This is a genomic window from Enterococcus eurekensis, assembly GCF_042654605.1.
Lineage (GTDB): Bacteria > Bacillota > Bacilli > Lactobacillales > Enterococcaceae > Enterococcus_I > Enterococcus_I eurekensis.
In genome coordinates this window covers 33,883-51,419 of the sequence record NZ_JBHSGT010000063.1, presented here as the reverse complement: position 1 = coordinate 51,419, position 17,537 = coordinate 33,883, and the positions used below count along the sequence as shown (strand labels likewise).

Here is a 17,537-nt window from a genome sequence, read left to right as displayed (position 1 = left end):
GAAATAAAATGAAAGTAATAATCGGTTCAGATCAAGAAGGGTTTGTTCTAAAAGAGTTAATTAAGAATAAGTTATTTATAGAAGGTTATGACGTTATTGATAAAACACCAGTAGCAGCAGTAGATTTTGTTGATTCAACATTGGCTATTGGGACGGAAGTATTAGCAACAAATGATAGTTTAGGAATTGCTGTTGATGGATATGGTGCAGGAAGTTTTATGACTGCTACTAAGATAAAAGGTATGGTTGCAGCAGAAGTTTCTGACGAACGATCAGCGTACATGACTTGTGAGCATAACAATGCTCGCATGATTACATTAGGTGCAAAAATTACTGGAAGCGAATTAGCTTTTAATATTGTAAAGGAATTTTTAAATGCTAGCTATGAAGGCGGTAGACACCAAATTCGTGTTGATATGTTAAATAAAATGGCTTAGGTAAATGGAAAGGATAATAATAAATGAAAATAGCATTAGGTTGTGACCATATTGTTACGGATACAAAAATTGCAGTTTCTGATTTTTTGAAATCAAAAGGATATGAAGTTTTAGATGTTGGTACATATGATTTTACAAGAACTCACTATCCAATATTTGGAAAAAAAGTCGGAGAAGCTGTTATAAACGGCGAAGCTGATTTAGGTGTTTGTCTTTGTGGAACAGGAGTTGGTATTAACAATGCAGTGAATAAAGTACCAGGTATTCGAAGTGCTTTAGTTCGTGATATGACCACTGCAGTTTATGCAAAGGAAGAATTAAATGCTAATGTAATTGGCTTTGGAGCCAAAATTACAGGAGAATTCTTAATTTGTGATATTATTGAAGCTTTTATTAAAACTGAATATAAAGAAACAAAAGTAAATAAAAAATTAATTAGTAAAATTGATGCAGTAGAAAAGGCTGATACAAATCAATTTTCAGAGAATTTCTTTGATGAATTCATTGAAAAGTGGAGTCAAGGTTATTATAACGATTAAACAAGTTCCATTCTAGAAGGGAGAGAAAGTGGCATTGACGGGTAAAATAAATTATATAAAACAATTAGTAAATGAAGATTCAATTATTGGTGCATTGGCGATTGACCAAAGAGGTGCATTAAAGAAAATGATTACAAAATTCAAAACAAGCGATAATTTAGAGAATGATATTGTCGAATTTAAAAAAATTGTATCTTCTGAGTTAACACAATATGCGTCATCGATTCTATTAGATCCAGAGTATGGAAGTGTAGCAGCAGAAGTTCGCTCGGAGAATGCGGGATTGTTGATCGCCTACGAAAAAACAGGTTATGATGCAACGATGCCAGGGAGATTACCGGATTGTTTACCTGATTGGTCAGTTAAAAGACTGAAAGAAGCCGGTGCAGATGCTTGTAAGTTCTTACTATATTATGACGTAGATGAATCTGATGACATTAATAATCAAAAAAAAGTATATATGGAAAGAATTGGTTCAGAGTGTGTGGCAGAAGATATTCCATTTTTTTTAGAAGTCATTTCTTATGATGCTGATATTGAAGATTCTAATGGTAAAGAATATGCAGCTAAAAAACCTTATAAAGTAAATGAAATGATGAAAGAATTTTCAAAAGAACGTTATAACGTAGATGTTTTGAAAGTCGAAGTTCCTGTTAATATGAATTATGTTGAAGGATACGCCAAGGATGAAGTTGTTTACTCGCAAGAAGAAGCAAAACAATTATTTAAAGAGCAAGCTGAATCAACTAGCTTACCATTTATTTTCTTAAGTGCAGGCGTTTCTGCAGAATTATTTCAAGAAACATTAGTTTTTGCCAAAGATTCAGGTTCAACTTTTAATGGCGTACTTTGTGGAAGAGCAACTTGGGCCAACGGAGTCGAAGTTTTCGTATTAGAGGGTGAGACTGCTGCTCGCGAATGGATGAGAACTCAAGGTAGAAAAAATATTGAAGAGCTAAATGAAGTATTAAAAAGAACTGCGACACCAATTGTTATTGAAAAGTAATAATCTAGTTGTTTGATTTTTAGAGGAGGGATTCATTTGTATCGAATTGTGCAAGTACTTAATAACAATATTGCTATTGTTAAAAAAGGCGATAAACAAGAGATAGCAATGGGCAAGGGACTTGTATTCCAAAAGAAAAAAGGCGATTTGATTTCTGAAGCAGCTATTAGCAATTTATTTGTTTTAAAAAATGAAGAATCTAAAGAAAATATCTCTATTTTACTAAAAGATATTCCGTTAGATTACATAACAACTGCTTATGAAATTATTGAAAATGCTATAAATAAATACGACTATTCTGTTCAAGAATATATTTATGTAACCTTAACTGACCATCTTTATTGGAATTCAAAAAAGTTACGAAAAGGCGAATACATAGAGAGTTTTTTACCAGATATTAATGAGCAATACCCAGTAGAGTATGAGATTGCTAAAGATGCATTAGAGATAATTGAATTAAAATTAGGAATTGTTTTTCCAAAATCAGAATTGAAAAATTTAAGTATTCATTTTATTAATGCTCAAACTAAATCAGATAGTCATTCTGAAATGTCAGAAAAAAAAGTAAATGAACAAAATATTATGCAACAAATTGAAATGATTTTAAAGGGTAAAAATATTCTTCGATCGACTGATAATCAAAATTTCTATGATCGATTAATGATTCACTTACGATACATGCTGGACAGAGATGGACAACAAACAGATGATTCTTTTGCTGAAAAGATGGAAGAAAGTTTAAAAAAAGAGTATCCAAAGGCTTACGAAACAGCTGAAGAAATTTATCAAGAAATTAGTGAAAAAACTGGTTTAGATTTAAAGCCAAGTGAGAAAGTTTATTTTACCATTCATTTACAACGAATTTTATAGAGAAAGGAATTTAACAATGAAAAAATTACCAAAAGATTTTATTATGGGTGGGGCTACGGCTGCTTACCAATGTGAAGGTTCTACAACATTAGATGGCAAAGGTCCAGTTGCTTGGGATACTTTTTTAGTTGAAAAAGGTCGTTATACAGCAGATCCTGCAAGTGATTTTTATAACCAATACCCTGTAGATATAGAATTATGTAAAAAATTTAAAATAGATAGCATTCGCATGTCAATTGCCTGGAGCCGTATTTTTCCAGATGGATATGGAAAAATAAATCAAAAGGGAGTGGATTTTTATCATAACTTTTTTGCAGAATGTGAGAAGAATAATATCATCCCTTTTGTCACTCTTCACCATTTTGATACACCAAAAATATTATTTGATAATGGTGACTTTTTAAATCGAGAAAACGTAGATCATTTTGTGGATTATGCAGAATACTGTTTTAAAGAATTTAGTGAAGTACGTTATTGGAGCACGTTTAACGAAATATATCCAGTTGCGTCTAACCAATATTTACTTGGCTCATTTCCCCCAGAAGTTCAGTTTGATATAAAAAAGACTGTCACTTGTTTACACAATATGATGTATGCTCACGCAAGAGCAGTTAATATTTTTAAAGATGGTCAGTATAAAGGTGAAATCGGAGTAGTACATTCATTAGAAATGAAATATCCAGCAACAGAAAAACAAGAAGATATTCATGCAGCTGAATTAGATGATGCTTTATCTATCAAGTTTTTACTAGATGCAACTTATTTAGGATATTATAGCGAACATACTTGGAATTGTGTGTTAAAAATTTTAGCAGCAAATAATCAGGAAGTTCAAATAGATGAAAACGATTTCTTTGAAATGAAAAAAGCTGCCAACCGAAATGATTTCTTAGGTATTAACAATTATGGTTCTCACTGGGTTAAAGAGTATAAAGGAGAAAGTACTTTAAACTACAATACGACAGGTGAAAAAGGAACCCAAGTTTACCGGATTAAAGGAATTGGTGAAAGAATCGTTAGAGATGATTTACCAAAAACTGACTGGGATTGGATTATTTATCCAAAAGGTTTATACGATTTATTAGTTCGCATTAAAGAAGAATATCCAAACTACAATAAAGTTTATATTACTGAAAATGGTTTAGGTTATAAAGATGAATTTGAAGACGGCATTATTATGGACGAGCCTCGTATTGATTATTTACGTCAACATTTTAATGCTTTATCGGATGCAATCAGTGATGGTGTCAATGTAAAAGGATACTTTATCTGGTCATTAATGGACGTTTTCTCTTGGGTTAATGGTTATACCAAACGATATGGTTTATTCTATGTCGATTTTAAAACCCAAAAACGTTATCCAAAAGAATCAGCTTACTGGTACAAGCAAGTTAGTGAAACAAAAACAATTATTTAAAAAAATAAATCGATTGATTTAGGAGGAAATAAAATGAACAAAGAAGATTTACAAATGCTCGGTTTTGAAATTGTTGCCTACTCTGGGGATGCTCGTAGTACATTGATGAGTTTATTAAGTGAAATGCGCCAAGGGAATTTTAAGAATGTTGAAACAGCATTAAAATCTGCTGACGAAAATTTAAAATTAGCTCATAACGCACAGACAAAAATTTTAGCTGAGGAAGCTTCTGGAGCTAATTTAGAGATTGGTTTCATCTTTATTCACGGACAAGATCATTTAATGACAACAATATTATTAAGAGATCTTGTACAAGATTTTATCGAATTATACAAAAGTAAATATAACAAATAAAAAGGAGTTGTTTGAAGATGAACGTAATTATCAAACAAATTGAAAAGGCAAAACCGTTCTTTGAAAAAATTTCTCGTAATATCTACTTAGGAGCCATCAGAGATGGTTTCCTAACGGCAATGCCAGCTATTCTATTTTCAAGTATTTTTATCATGGTTGCCGCTGTACCTGAAGTTTTAGGTTTCACTTTATCCCCCGCATTTTCTACATGGTTATGGAAGGTTTATGGTTATTCTATGGGGATTGTTGGGTTGCTGATATCAGCTACAACAGCTAGAAGTTTAACAAGTTCACTAAATAGAAGAATGCCAGAAGGCAAGACAATTAATGAAGTATCAGTTATGTTAGCATCAATTGCAAGCTTTATGATGTTAAGTGTGGAACAAATTGATGGTGGTATTTCAACTGAATTTATGGGAACTAAAGGTTTAATTGCCTCGTTCATAGCTGCTTTTATTACTGCTAATGTTTATAAATTCTGTGTTCAGCGTGATTTAACAATTAAAATGCCTAAGGAAGTACCAGGAACAATATCACAAATGTTTAGAGATATTATCCCATTTTCATTAGCAGTATTTGTAGGCGTATTATTAGATTTAATCTTTAGAAATATTTTTGGTGGGTCATTTGCTCATACAGTCATCACAGCACTACAACCATTATTTTCAGCAGCAGATGGTTATTTAGGAATTGCAATCATCTGGGGGGCGATGGCATTATTCTGGTTTGTTGGTGTACATGGTCCGTCAATTGTAGAACCAGCGATTGCAGCTATTATTTATACTAATGTAGAAGCTAATTTACAATTGTATCAAGCAGGGGAACAAGCTTCTAATGTATTAACAGTTGGTTTAGGTAACTTTGTTGGGACAATGGGTGGAACTGGTGCTACCTTAGTTGTACCATTCCTATTCATGTTATTTGCAAAATCAAAACAATTAAAAGCAGTCGGAAAAACATCCTTTATACCCGTTATGTTTGCTGTAAACGAACCATTGTTATTTGCCACTCCAATTATTTTAAATCCATATTTCTTCATTCCATTTTTAGCGGCACCAATTGCAAATGTTTGGATTTTTAAATTCTTCGTTGATATTTTAAAAATGAACAGTTTTATCTATGTCTTACCATGGGCAACACCAGCACCAATCGGCTTAATCTTAGGAACAGGTATTAGCCTACTCGTTGTTCTTCTAACAGTGTTATTAGTTGTGGTAGATGCAATTATTTACTTACCATTTATCAAAGCTTATGATGCACAATTACTTGAAGAAGAAGCTTTAAATGCTGAATTAGAGGTAGTTATCGAAGAATTAAATATTGAAGACGCTGTTGTAAGAGAAGAAAACATTGATAAAATTGGTGAAGGCAAACGAGTTCTTGTATTATGTGCCGGAGCTGGAACAAGCGCGATGCTAGCAAATGCTCTAGTAGAAGGAGCTCAACATACGGGTATTAATATTACAGCACAAGCGGGAGCCTATGGTTCTCACTATGATATTATGAAAAACTTCGATTTAGTTGTTTTAGCACCCCAAGTTAACTCATATTTATCTGATATTCAAGAAGATGCAGATAAATTAGGCGTAAAAGTAGTCGCTACAACTGGTGCAGAATACATCAAATTAACAAGAAATCCAAAAGAAGCAGTTGAGTTTATTTTAAAATCAGTTTAAATTACCTAGCATTACTTAGGAGTTAGTTTAATTTTTCGGATTAACTAGGGTTGTGTGATTTTTGATGTGGACGAGTTTTACAGTGAAAATGATGGTTACGACACCACATTTTGAAAAGAAGATTCATATATCTCGTATTAACAAAATAATAGTTACCCATATCAATTGACATCGATCTTAGAAAAACCGATTGGAAACGAGTATTTCCAATCGGTTTATTTTAAACTTATTTTGAAGTTGAATCAGTTGTTTCATCTGTTTTTTCTTCAGAAGAATCTTTTTCAGAGTCTTTTGACGCTTCTTCAGATGAATCACTGCTTGCTTTTGGTGGGTTCGCAGCGTCAATAAATGGTGTTAGAAGAGTTGCGAACGCTTCGTCTTTGACTTTTACGTTGGCTTTAATTAATTCTTCACCAATGGCTTTGTTGATAAATGCTTGGTCCGCTAATTTAGCAGTAGTTGCCGCTTCCTTAACTTCTTTTTCAAACTTGCTCATATCGTTGCCTTTTTCTTGTGTTTTCACCATTTTAACAACGTAATAAGTTGTACCGTATTGCGAAGCAACAGGAATCGCTTCTGAGATTTCACCGTCTTTTAATTCAAAAGCAGCTGCTTTAACTTCAGCAGGTACGACACTTGTATCCGTTGAAGAACTGAATGTTACTTTACCGTTATCGTCTTTCGATGAGTGTAAAGAATTTTCTTTAGCTAATTTACCAAAGTCTGCGTCTTTTTCATTGGCTTTTTTAATCATATCCGCTGCATCTTCTTCTGATAAAACAGAGATGATTTGTGCTTCAACTTCTGGATGGAAAGCTTCCCAAGCCGCTTTTAAATCAGCGTCAGTTAATTCAACGTGTGCACGCAAACCTTTATCGTAAGCAAGACGATCGCGAATTAATTTATCCGCTTCTTTACGAGTAAGACCACTTTGTTTTAAAGCGGCGTCTAAATCATCACCAAATAATTCTTTTAATTCTTTTTCTACGTCTTTATCAGTAATTTCATCACCGTAATGTTTAACAAAAACATCAGATAAGATTAAATCAAAAACGATTTGTTGACTGCTTTGTTGTGTACGTGCGTTTTCATAAAAATCAAGTGCGGTAATTGTGCCGCCTTTCATTGTTGCGATTTCTGTATTTTTAGGCTCATTCGAACATGCCGCTAAAGCTAAAATACTCATTGATGTTGCTAGGGCTAAAATAATTTTTTTCTTAGTCATGGATATTTGCACTCCCGTTATCTTAAATTCTTTAGTTAATGAACAATTTCTACTATACCATACTCTTTTTTATAAAAGAACGCCTTCAAAAAATCTTTTGCGAAAACTTCAAAGAAAATTCTTATTCTTCATCCTTTTTTAGATTGGATTCCGGAAAATGGGCCTGAAGTCGCTCTAATTGTTCATTAATACGAGCAATTCGCGGTTCTGCTTGAAATTCAAAGGCACGGATTGATTTTTCCATTGACTTTTGAAACGTCGGTAACATTGTTTCAGCGAGTGCTTGTAATTCTTCTGTTTTTTCAGTGACCGTTTGATAGTCTGCTTTGACAACCTTAATATCATCCGCCATTAATTGTAAAGGCTCGGCTAATTCTTCGCGTGTTTTTTCTCCTTTTTGAGGGGCAAAAAGTAAACCGCTGAAACCACCAACGAAACCACCAAATAGAAGGCCTTTAAAAAATCCCTTTGCCATCTACTTCACCTGCTTTGCAATTTTTTCTGCAATTTCGGTCATTTCATTTTCTGTTTGTTGGCCCATATGATTGCCAAAATGCATCGAAAAATCATCCTCTTTTGTATAACGAGGAATTAAATGAACGTGTGAGTGAAAGACGGTTTGATAAGCTAGCTCCTTATTATTGTTAATAATATTTAAACCTTCCATTTCAGGAAAAGCCGCTTCCAACGCACGTGCAATTTTGGGTAGGCGTGAGAAAAGCTTTTCAGCTAACACATCATCATAACTAAAAATATCAGTGACATGTGTTTTAGGGATTAATAAAGTATGACCAGGTGTTGCTTGCGAGATATCAAGGAAGGCATAAACCTCTTCATCCTCATAAACTTTATAGCTTGGAATCTCATTGTTAATAATTTTACAGAAAATACAGTTTTCCATTTAAAAACCTCCTCAAGAAATTTCAATTACTTGTTCTTATTGTATAGGATAAGTGCCTGGAATTGCAAAAAAATATTCAAAATTAAAGGCTTGTTTTAGGTTTTTAGTTGCATAAAAAGGCGTTCCTAAGTACAATGATTTGAGAAGTAAGAGAGAGGAAGTTTTGAATGTCTAGTTTTATGTTAGGAAGTACGGCACTTTTAGAAACGTTGACGATTCGAGTAAAAAATCGGAACAACATGATTCAGTTTTACCAAGGCATTTTAGGATTCAAATTAAAGCAAGAAGAAAACGCATTAGCTATTATGGGAACAACGGATAATCAAGATGAACAAATTTGGTTAGAAGAGAGCCCTCGTGCACGTGAACACTTCGGCGAAACAAAAAAATTAGTTAACTATACAATAGAATTAAGTAACGTTAATGAATTAGCAAGTGTTTACCAACGCCTATTAAAGGCAGAGCACGCTGTTTCAGCAGTCGAAGTGACGCCAGAAAATATTACGATTCGCCTTGTTGATCCAGAACAAAACCAGTTAATTTTAACGACAAAACAAGGTGAGATAGCAATTGAATCGGCCGATGATTTTGGGCAACACGGTCAGATTGAAACATTATTAAGTGGCGACACACGTGTGAAAGGTTTAACTTTAAATGTTCCGAGCGAAAAAGCAGCATTGGCTTTCTTTACGAAAGTATTAGGTTTTACATCAGGTAGTTTAAAGACCACTCATGAGAAATATTTATCAGTTGCTCTTGAAGAGTCAGCGGAAGAAAACGTAATCACTCCCACACATGAAATTTTAGGAATTGATTTCTTGAAATTTACCATTTCAGAAGCCGATTTATTAGCGCTAGAAGCGCATTTAGTTGAACTGAAACAAGATTTCTTTATTGATAAAAAGAAAAGTATTATAACCATTTATGATCCAATTGGAGTCGAATGGTGGTTCATGAAAGAAAAAACAAAATAAGAACAGCATAAAAAAGGTTGTGACCAACAAAAAGTCACAACCTTTTTCTAATAAGAGGCTATAAAATGAGTGCTCAGCGACGAGAGATAAGTAGGCATTAGAAAAAATCGCCCTTTGATTTATTCCAGTGACAATTATCTCCGAAGTCGTTACTCCTTTTATGCCGTTTCAAATAAGAGGCTATGACTGAGGCGTTTAATAACGAGTAATAAGCAAAGGATTTTTCAAAAGTGTATTTTACTTTTGAAACAATTCTGGCTTATTACCGAGTTATTGCATCAGAAATGCCATTTCAAATAAGAGGCTATAAAAAAGTGCTCAGCTAAAAGCTGTAGTCACGAAGCTATACGGGAGAAAGGATTTTAATATGCATCCAGTTACACAAAAATGTATTGAGCAAAAAAGACAAGCGGGTGTTTTTTCGGGAGTGGCTTACCATTTTTTGGATGGTGATGAAGAAGAACAGCAGATTTTCGGTTACGCAGCTACCGAACCGCAGCTAGAAAAATTAACGAAAGAACATGTTTTTGATGTCGCTTCTTTAACGAAAGTTATTTGTACGACAAGTCTGATTTTACGTTTAATCGAACAAGAAAAACTGGCAGTCGATGCTCCTTTGAAAACATACTTGCCTTCATTCAAAGATGAACGAATTACGCTGCGACATTTATTAACTCATACGTCTGATATTGTGACTTGGATTCCTAATCGTGATCAATTGGATCAAAAAGCTTTGCGTGAAGCATATTTAAATTTAGAAGCGGGGCCGAAACTAGGAGAAAAAGTGCAATATACGGATGCAGGAACGATTTTATTAGGTTTTTTAATTGAACAGATTTACACTGAAGATCTAACGACGATTTTTAAAAGAGAGGTCTTGCAACCATTAGGCATGAATCAGAGTGGTTTTCCTCCTTTCCTATCGACGATCAATATTGTTCCGACTGAAAAATTGGCAGATGGTACTATTTTAAAAGGGCTGACACATGATCCAAAAGCGCGTGTTTTAGGTCCACATGCAGGGAATGCCGGATTATTTACAACAATTGACGATATTGCAACGTTTGTGCGGATGTATTTAAAGAATGATGGGCAGTATTTTAATCCATCAACGATTGAAATGCTACAAGACGATCAAACACTAAATAAAACCGGTCAACGTTCGTTCGGTTGGGATTTAAAAGGGAAATGGCTTTTTCATACAGGATATACGGGGACGTTTATTTTAATGAATATCGCTACAAAACAAGCGATGATTTTTTTGTCAAATCGTGTTCATCCAAATGATTTTCGAGAAAAATACATCATCGAACGTGACGAAGTTATTGCTACATATTTAACTGAAATAGAATCTAAAAACGTGTTATAATGACTAAGTAATTATTTTTATGAAGAGGAGATTAGTTATGCAACCATTATTTATGAAACCGGTTTTTCAAGAAAAAATATGGGGTGGAAGTCGTTTACGGACGGTTTTTGGCTTTGATATTCCTAATGATAAAATTGGTGAGGATTGGGCAATTAGTGCGCATCCAAATGGTGTAAGTGTAATTGAAAACGGTCCCTACCAAGGACGAACGTTGGACCAATTATGGAAAGAGCACCAAGAACTATTCGGTCACTCAACGGAAGATGTTTTCCCATTATTAATAAAAATTTTAGATGCAGAAGATGATTTATCGGTTCAAGTTCATCCAGATGATGTTTATGGTTTGAAAAATGAAGGCGAATTAGGTAAGACAGAATGTTGGTACATTATTGATGCCGAACCAGGAGCAGAGATTATTTATGGGCATCATGCACAAACACGTGAAGAACTAGCAGCAATGATTCATGAAGGTCGTTGGGATGATTTATTAACCCGAGTTCCTGTTAAAAAAGGTGATTTTTTCTATGTCCCAAGTGGCACGATTCATGCGATTGGTAAAGGAATTATGATTTTAGAAACGCAACAAAGTTCTGATACAACATACCGTGTCTATGACTACGATCGTAAAGATGATAGTGGTCAACCACGTGAATTACACATCCAACAATCGGTTGACGTGACGACTGTTCCGGCTAAGACACCTGACTTGAATATTCAAGAAGTACGTAAAGGTGATTCTGCGATTGTTACTTATTTAAAAACAGATTTCTTTAATGTTTATGAATGGCAAGTGAAAGGTAGCCTAAGGTTCAAAAAAGCGGCTCCTTACACGCTAGCAACGGTTATTACCGGTTTCGGTAAATTAGTCGTAAATGGTGAAACATACGAATTAAACATGGGTACAAGCTTTATTTTACCTAATCAAATTGAAAGCTGGGAAATTCAAGGCGATGTCACAATCATTGCTTCTGAACCTGGACAAAAATAAAAAAGAGAGACGAAGAAATCAATCAAGATTTTTTCGTCTCTCTTTTTTATTTATAAGAAATATTAAACGAGAACGAGGTCTATTTTTTTGAAAAGATATCTTTCACTTTGTCAATCACGCCGTCTGCATTACTAGAAACCATCTGAATTAATTTGTCATAATATTCACCTAGTTCATTTTTGTGCTCTTCAATGAATTTTTTTGCTTCAGTTAGATTTTGTTCGGAAATTAAATCTTTGGCTTTTTTTTACAATTTCATCGATATTCATCATGCCACTTCCATTTCTATTTGATTATCTAATAGCAAGGCTATTGATAGCTTGAGTATAACAGAGCGGCTTTTAAAATAATAATAAAAACCATTCTGTTTTTTTATAGAATAACGGTAATAAATAGGCCGGAGTTTGATTTTGATTATTTTAATTAGAATAAAAAAACAAAGGATGCGTAAAAATCACAACTCCTTTGTTTTTCGTAAATCGATTCTATTCGTAATTTTTATTTAAAACTGTTTCACGTTGAATCAATTCGTGAGGGACAACAACTCGTAAGCTGCTTTGCATTTCTTGGTTCGTTAATTGCGCCATTAATTGCTGAGTAGCAATCGAACCAAGTGAAGCAACGTCAATATCGATGCTGGTTAAATAAGGGTGGGTAAGTGTTGTAAAAATCGAGTTGTTAAAACTAATGACAGACAAATCATCTGGGACTTTATAACCTAAAAGGTGAACCAATTGAATAATTCGCACCGCAAATAAATCATCAATCACGACAAGTGCCGTTGCCTGAGTGTCTTTTAAGACTTCAAGAAATTCAGGATAGTCTTGTGCTTCTTCAAAAGAAACAACTGAAAATAATGGTAGATTGGCCATCATTAAGGCTTTTTGGTAACCAAAATAACGTTCGAAATACAAGTTTTCGTGTGTCGTATTTGTAATAAATAAAATCCGTTCATGTCCTTTTTCGATTAAATGGTCGGTTGCTTGTTTACCAAGAAGTTGGTTGTCATTATCAACATAGATAATTCGTTCCTCTTGCATGTAGGGCTGTCCAATTAAAGTGAATGGAATTTTTTCATTGAGCAAGTACGTAATAATCGGATCAAATTTATCCGAATAGGTCAAAATAAAACCATCAACTTGTTTTTGGCGATGCATGCGTTCAACATTGGCTAATAACGTCTCAAAATCCCGTGCCGATGCAACGGCTACTGACATATTGAATTTTCGAGCTTCTTCGTTGATTGTTTCAATCGTTTCTAAATAAAAAGGATTTCCTAAACGTTCTTTTGTATTTAAAGGTGGTAAAACAACACCGATTGCACTCGCGGTTTTCTTACCTAAATTGCGGGCGGCTAAATTTGGGATATAACCGAGTTCATCCATAACTTTGCGAACTTTTCGTTTCGTCTCTTCTGAGATACTTGGGTGATTGTTAATGACTCTCGAAACGGTAGAAGTTGCAACCCCTGCCTTTTTTGCGACATCCTTTACAGTGATGCTCATGTATCTTCACTCCTTTACCCTTAACGAAAATTATCGTATCATAAGACATTAAACAATACTAGTAAACTATTGAAAAACCTTCATTTACCATGATAAATGAAGGTTTTTTTGTTACTTTAGGTCGATAGTGGCAGTATCGCTTAAAGTGATTTTTTCTTGATAAACGTTTAGTTCCAATGTTTCACCTTTTAATAAAGTAAAGGTCACAGTTTCAGCATTCACTTTAACAAACAAGAGGCGGCCACGATAATTGATATGGAAAGCGTAGGCATTCCATGCTTTTGGTAAGAATGGAGCAAAACTTAACGTTTGGTTCGCTGTTTTCATTTGGGCAAAGCCTTGAACAATACCTAACCAACTACCGGTCATTGAGGTAATATGTAATCCGTCTTCTGTATCATTATTGTAGTTATCTAAGTCTAAGCGTGCGGTACGTTCATACATCTCTAACGCTTTATCTTCCATTCCAAGTTCAGCTGCTAAAATCGCATGGATACTTGGTGAAAGCGAAGACTCATGAACCGTCATTGGCTCATAAAACTCATAGTTCGCTCGTTTTTCTTCGAAGCTGAATTGTTCATTAAAGAAATAAATTCCTTGTAGCACGTCTGCTTGTTTGATAAAGCAAGAACGTAAGATATGATCCCATGACCAATTTTGGTTAATTGGTAAGTGAATCGGATCAAGTTCAGCAACGGGCATTAATTCTTTGTCTAAGAAAGTATCGTGTTGTACGAAAATCCCTAATTCTTCGTCAACAGGGAAGTACATGTTGTCGATAATATCTTGCCAATGAGCTTGTTCTTCAGCCGAAATTTGAATAGTTGCTTCTTTTTCAAACTTCAAGTAATTTTCAAGCGTGTAGCGTAAAACCCAAACCGCAATGATATTTGTGTACCAGTTATTATTGACGTTGTTTTCGTATTCGTTTGGACCAGTAACACCATGAATCATGTATTTTTGTTGGCGTTTTGAGAAATGAACGCGGTCAGCCCAGAAACGAGCAATTTCTGCTAAAACTTCTAAACCTTCTTTTTGTAAATAACTTTCATCACCAGTGTAATTCGTATAATTATAAATCGCATAAGCAATCGCACCATTACGGTGAATTTCTTCAAAGGTAATTTCCCACTCGTTATGACACTCAATCCCAGTAAAAGTCACCATTGGATAAAGCGCACCTTTTAATCCTTGTTGACGGGCATTATGTTGTGCTTGGGGAAGTTGGTTATGACGATATTTTAATAAGTTTTTCGTTACATCTGGTTCAGCTAAAGCTAAATAAAGTGGTACGGCATAAGCTTCGGTATCCCAATACGTTGCACCACCATATTTTTCACCAGTAAAGCCTTTTGGACCGATATTTAAGCGCTCATCGTCGCCGTAATAAGTTGCAAACAACTGGAATAAATTAAAACGAATCCCTTGTTGCGCAGCGTCGTCACCTTCGATTAAAACATCAGCAAGTTCCCAACGTTTTTTCCAAGCTAATACATGTTCTTCTTTTAAAGAAAGGTAATCTTGATCAAAGTCAGTGAATAACTGCTCGATTTGGGCAACTTGTTTTTCTTCCGGAACATCACGACTCGTTAAAACAATGACTTGTTTTTCTAATGTGATACTTTCATTGGTTGTTAAATGGAAATTAAATGTTTGTTCGACAGTTAAAGGTTCGTGACGGGCACTGTCTGACACGTGATTGTGCTTCATTCCTGTTGTTACCACAAATTGTTCGATATCAAAATTATTTGGCACAGTTTGCGTTGTTAAATGACTAAATTCGTTGGTGGCACTTTGATTTCTTGCTTGCCAGAACATTTCGTCGTAGTTACTATCTTCGTTATGAATATTGTTATCTAATTTTGAAACAAGACGAATGTTGGCTTCACCAGCTAAAACAGTCGCAGTCACTTGAATCATCGCCAATTCTTTTTTGACGATACTTAAGAAGCGTTCAAATTTAAAAGCAACAGTAGCACCAGCTAATGTAACAGTGAATTTTCTTGTTAGTAGGCCTTTTTCCATATCCAATTCTAAGTAAAAATCTTCTGGTTTAACAGTTGCCAAATCAACTTTTTCATCATTGATAAAAAGGTCCATTGCAATAAAGTTAACGGCATTGATGACTTTACCAAAATACTCTGGATAACCATTTTTCCACCAACCAACACGTGTTTTGTCAGGATACCAAACACCAGCTAAATAAGTTCCAAGATGATGATCACCTGAGTAACTTTCCTCAAAATTTCCCCGCATGCCCATATAGCCATTACCAATACTTGTTAGGGATTCTTGCAGACGACGGTTCTCGATGTCTAATTGATCGGTTTTAATTTTCCAAGGATCTATTTCGAATAAGCGTTGAATCGATTTCATAATGAGACCTCCAAATAATTGTTTTTGTTAATAACATCATATACGCAATCGGTTGCGCGGTCAAGCGTAATTATTGCAGAAAGTGAAAGCGTGGTATACTTAAAAAGAATTATTTATTCCGTGCAAAGATAAAATGGCTAAAGGTGTGAGTTTGTCGATGGATCAAATACTGCAACAAGCAATCATTAAAATCAATCAGAGTTATAAAATACCGAGTAAAATCGTAGCTGGGAAACCATTACATGGCGGCACAGTCAGTCGTGTTTGGTTATTAACAGATGAAAAACAGTATCAATATGTGTTGAAACAAAATGTGGAAGTTAATGAAGAAGTTTTTTATTTGAAGTCCTATCAATCGATTGATTTACTACCAAATGTTTTATTTTTTGATCGCAAGCAACAATTTTATGTGTATGAATATGTATCTGGCAGTATTCAAAAATCCATAAGGAATAAGCAAGCGATGTTAATGAAACTTGTTCGTAAATTGTGGGTACAGGCGGTGGTCGTTACACCAACAAAGTGGGGCTGGGCAAGTCAACCATTGAATGATTGGTCAGCGTTTTTATTAGCTGAAATTAATGAAGCAAAACCAATTAACGATCAAATTTTATCGCAAGAAGCTTACACGGTAGTGGCTCAATTGACAAAGGATCAGCGACACCAAACACAGGCTTATTTATTACATGGTGATTGTGGGATTCACAATTTATTACAAATCGACAATCAAGTCGTGGCGGTAATTGATCCACAAACATTATACGGCGATCGTTTGTTTGAATTAGTCGCAACCTTTTGCTCATCACCAGAACAATTAACCGAAGAAACATTGAGACCGGCCGTCGAATTGCTACTGGGGGAGTACCCAAAAGAAGAAGTTGTCGAGGGCGTTTTAATTGGTTTGTATTTAAGAATGTATCGTTGTTACTGGCACCATCGAGAAGACTTACCTCAATATTTACTTGCTTGGGATGACTGGCTGAAAAAGTATCAGGTAAATTAGAAAGAAAAGAAGATAAAAGGAAGGAACGTAAGAATGAAAATTTTAACGTTAAATTGCCATAGTTGGCTAGAAGAAAATAAAGAAGTAAAATTTCAACAGCTCGTTGATAAAATTATTGAAGAAGACTTTGATGTGATTGCTTTGCAAGAAGTCAATCAAACACAAGGGGAAGAAGCAGGGATTTTAGATGAATGGTATTGTTTTAATAATGACACATGGCCAATCTTACGCGATAACTTTGCCCTCGCATTATCGGAAGCTTTGCTAGTGGAGGACAAAGAATATTATTGGACTTGGGGATTTAGTCATTTATCATACGGTCGTTTTGAAGAAGGACTGGCCTTATTTTCAAAAGAACCATTATTAGCAACCGTTACTCAAGTGTCAGAATGTAGTGATACTGCTGATGCGCGTCGTCGAATTTTAGTTAGTGGTGTGACAGAAACAAACGGAGAATTAGTGACAGTTGGAAGTATCCATCATTCATGGTGGGCCAATGATGCCTTTAAGATTGAATGGCAAGGAATGGAAAAAGCCTTAATGGATAACCAAAACCCATTAATTTTAGCAGGCGATTTTAACCAAATTGCCGGTACAGTCGGACATGAACTCGTATTGAATAGTCCACTTAAATTAAAGGATAGTTTTGAAATCGCCGAAACAACTGTTGGCGAAGCAACGATTGAAGGACCAATCGATGGTTGGAACGATCACGAAGGATCCTTGAGAATTGATTACGTCTTTGTCAGCGAAGGTATTCAAGTTAAAAATCATACCGTCACTTTTGATGGCGTTCATGCACCGTTAGTCAGCGACCATTATGGCATCATGGTTGAATTAGAGTTAATAAAAGCCAGTGTTTAGGAAAGAGTAATAAGTATAAAGATTAGGAAGTGT

At 34.8% G+C, this 17,537-nt stretch carries 17 protein-coding genes; 12 read left to right on the top strand and 5 right to left on the bottom strand.

What is annotated here, in order from left to right:
- Positions 1–8 precede the first annotated feature (8 nt).
- Genes lacA through ACFO3L_RS10485 form a run of 7 tightly spaced genes read left to right on the top strand, consistent with a single transcriptional unit; the run spans position 9 to position 6,299 of the window.
- Entirely contained in the window at positions 9–437 is a 429-nt protein-coding gene (lacA, locus tag ACFO3L_RS10515) for a galactose-6-phosphate isomerase subunit LacA (RefSeq protein ID WP_379967153.1), read from the top strand.
- 23 nt (positions 438–460) lie between these two features.
- A complete protein-coding gene (gene lacB, locus ACFO3L_RS10510; protein WP_379967150.1) occupies positions 461–976 on the top strand; it encodes a galactose-6-phosphate isomerase subunit LacB in 516 nt (171 codons plus the stop codon).
- A gap of 28 nt (positions 977–1,004) precedes the next feature.
- Positions 1,005–1,982, top strand: coding sequence for a tagatose-bisphosphate aldolase (lacD, locus tag ACFO3L_RS10505; protein WP_379967147.1), 978 nt, complete (start codon positions 1,005–1,007; stop codon positions 1,980–1,982).
- A 36-nt stretch (positions 1,983–2,018) separates the two neighbouring features.
- Complete coding sequence (locus tag ACFO3L_RS10500; protein WP_379967144.1) at positions 2,019–2,852, top strand: PRD domain-containing protein; 834 nt, start codon at positions 2,019–2,021, stop codon at positions 2,850–2,852.
- A 16-nt stretch (positions 2,853–2,868) separates the two neighbouring features.
- On the top strand, positions 2,869–4,269 hold the full coding sequence (gene lacG, locus ACFO3L_RS10495) for a 6-phospho-beta-galactosidase (RefSeq protein WP_379967141.1): 1,401 nt from the start codon (positions 2,869–2,871) through the stop codon (positions 4,267–4,269).
- Between the two features lie 33 nt (positions 4,270–4,302).
- On the top strand, positions 4,303–4,623 hold the full coding sequence (locus ACFO3L_RS10490) for a PTS lactose/cellobiose transporter subunit IIA (protein WP_379967138.1): 321 nt from the start codon (positions 4,303–4,305) through the stop codon (positions 4,621–4,623).
- Positions 4,624–4,640: 17 nt separating this feature from the next.
- Positions 4,641–6,299 carry a PTS lactose transporter subunit IIBC gene (locus ACFO3L_RS10485; protein ID WP_379967135.1) on the top strand — a complete coding sequence of 553 codons (1,659 nt, stop codon included), beginning with the start codon at positions 4,641–4,643 and terminating at the stop codon, positions 6,297–6,299.
- 226 nt (positions 6,300–6,525) lie between these two features.
- On the opposite strand, the gene ACFO3L_RS10480 is transcribed toward ACFO3L_RS10485, so the two are convergent.
- The 3 genes from ACFO3L_RS10480 to ACFO3L_RS10470 form a co-directional block, all read right to left on the bottom strand.
- A complete protein-coding gene (locus ACFO3L_RS10480) occupies positions 6,526–7,524 on the bottom strand; it encodes a peptidylprolyl isomerase (RefSeq protein ID WP_379967132.1) in 999 nt (332 codons plus the stop codon).
- A gap of 121 nt (positions 7,525–7,645) precedes the next feature.
- Positions 7,646–7,999, bottom strand: coding sequence for a YtxH domain-containing protein (locus ACFO3L_RS10475; RefSeq protein ID WP_379967129.1), 354 nt, complete (start codon positions 7,997–7,999; stop codon positions 7,646–7,648).
- Positions 8,000–8,425, bottom strand: a complete 426-nt coding sequence (locus ACFO3L_RS10470) for an HIT family protein (RefSeq protein WP_379967126.1) — start codon at positions 8,423–8,425, stop codon at positions 8,000–8,002. It lies immediately after the preceding gene.
- Between the two features lie 167 nt (positions 8,426–8,592).
- Between ACFO3L_RS10470 and ACFO3L_RS10465 the strand changes: the two genes are divergently transcribed.
- The 3 genes from ACFO3L_RS10465 (at position 8,593) to manA (ending at position 11,756) form a co-directional block, all read left to right on the top strand.
- Positions 8,593–9,399, top strand: a complete 807-nt coding sequence (locus ACFO3L_RS10465) for a CppA N-terminal domain-containing protein (protein ID WP_379967123.1) — start codon at positions 8,593–8,595, stop codon at positions 9,397–9,399.
- Between the two features lie 367 nt (positions 9,400–9,766).
- Positions 9,767–10,768: a serine hydrolase domain-containing protein gene (locus tag ACFO3L_RS10460; protein ID WP_379967120.1), complete on the top strand. Its 1,002-nt coding sequence runs from the start codon at positions 9,767–9,769 to the stop codon at positions 10,766–10,768.
- A gap of 37 nt (positions 10,769–10,805) precedes the next feature.
- Entirely contained in the window at positions 10,806–11,756 is a 951-nt protein-coding gene (gene manA, locus ACFO3L_RS10455; protein ID WP_379967117.1) for a mannose-6-phosphate isomerase, class I, read from the top strand.
- Positions 11,757–12,241: 485 nt separating this feature from the next.
- On the opposite strand, the gene ACFO3L_RS10450 is transcribed toward manA, so the two are convergent.
- Both ACFO3L_RS10450 and ACFO3L_RS10445 read right to left on the bottom strand, forming a co-directional pair.
- A complete protein-coding gene (locus tag ACFO3L_RS10450) occupies positions 12,242–13,261 on the bottom strand; it encodes a LacI family DNA-binding transcriptional regulator (RefSeq protein ID WP_379967114.1) in 1,020 nt (339 codons plus the stop codon).
- A 111-nt stretch (positions 13,262–13,372) separates the two neighbouring features.
- Positions 13,373–15,637, bottom strand: coding sequence for a glycoside hydrolase family 65 protein (locus ACFO3L_RS10445; protein WP_379967111.1), 2,265 nt, complete (start codon positions 15,635–15,637; stop codon positions 13,373–13,375).
- Positions 15,638–15,794: 157 nt separating this feature from the next.
- Between ACFO3L_RS10445 and ACFO3L_RS10440 the strand changes: the two genes are divergently transcribed.
- Both ACFO3L_RS10440 and ACFO3L_RS10435 read left to right on the top strand, forming a co-directional pair.
- Entirely contained in the window at positions 15,795–16,640 is an 846-nt protein-coding gene (locus ACFO3L_RS10440) for a fructosamine kinase family protein (RefSeq protein WP_379967108.1), read from the top strand.
- Positions 16,641–16,673: 33 nt separating this feature from the next.
- The gene (locus ACFO3L_RS10435) at positions 16,674–17,504 is read left to right on the top strand and encodes an endonuclease/exonuclease/phosphatase family protein (RefSeq protein WP_379967105.1); all 831 of its coding nucleotides are present in this window, start codon (positions 16,674–16,676) and stop codon (positions 17,502–17,504) included.
- Positions 17,505–17,537: the final 33 nt, after the last annotated feature.